The organism is Chryseobacterium rhizosphaerae (assembly GCF_003385455.1).
GTDB classification, from domain to species: Bacteria; Bacteroidota; Bacteroidia; order Flavobacteriales; family Weeksellaceae; genus Chryseobacterium; species Chryseobacterium rhizosphaerae.
Window position 1 is genome coordinate 1 of record NZ_QNUF01000076.1, and the last position, 994, is coordinate 994.

Annotated in this window: 1 protein-coding gene; it reads right to left on the reverse strand. The window is 25.3% G+C overall.

The features are described 5' to 3' along the window. A partial coding sequence (locus tag DRF57_RS23415; protein ID WP_133297566.1) for a hypothetical protein occupies nucleotides 1–940 on the reverse strand: 940 nt, incomplete at its 3' end. Nucleotides 941–994: the final 54 nt, after the last annotated feature.

Genomic DNA, 994 nt, shown 5'->3' on the forward strand with positions numbered 1-994 from the left:
CTATAAGATAGGTGTATACTTCACGGAGCTCAGGAAATGTAATGTCTGTTTTTTGAACATTCGAATCTAGCGTACTAAAATATTGTACTGTTTTTTCTTTGTTTTCCAAGCCATCATAGGCTTTCCCTAAACTAAATAATACATAATTGGCATTATTATCATTGATACTGGAAAAATATTGATATGCTTTTAACAGTTCTACTATAGCATTCTTATATTCTTTTTGTTTAAGATTAAATAATCCAGATAGATACTGATACTGACTAATACTGTATTTATTTTTATTTTCAAATGAATATTTTAGTCCTTGCTGGATAAGAATATTTGCGGAGTCTAGTTTGTTAATTTCAATATAACAATTAATAAGATTTATACGTGTTTGATTATGTTCAGACTTAAGAAATTTTTTTTCATTATAGTAATAATACCTGAATATTTTAGCAGCTTCCGAATTTCTACCCATATAACTATTAATATAAGCAATGTTCAGATTGGAATACGCAATTAATTTTTCATCTTTTTGCTCTTTAGCATATTTTAAACTTAAAATATAATTGTCTAATGCGGCTTTTAAATTATTATATTTATAATATAAATTTCCTTTCATTCTGTAGACTAAAGAATAATATTGGCTTCCTTTTACATTTTTTGTAACTAGAGATATGCTGTCAATATATTTCATTGCTTGTGGGAAATCCTCATTAAAATGGATAAGATTATATCCCTCTGCTATTTGAAGATTGTTTTTTTCTTTTTTTGCTTTTTGCAAATAATATTGAGCAATTACTTTAGATTGAAAAACTTTATCATTATCAGAATAGCTGTTAAACTTAATTTTCAGTTCTTCATAATTGTACTCATTTAAAGTATCAACCATATTCTTTTGAGCAAAAAATAAATTACCCAACAATAGAAGGATAGGAAATATAAATCTCATCATTTGGAAATAAGTACAAAAATATAGTTTTTGAGATTAATATATATACAATACAAG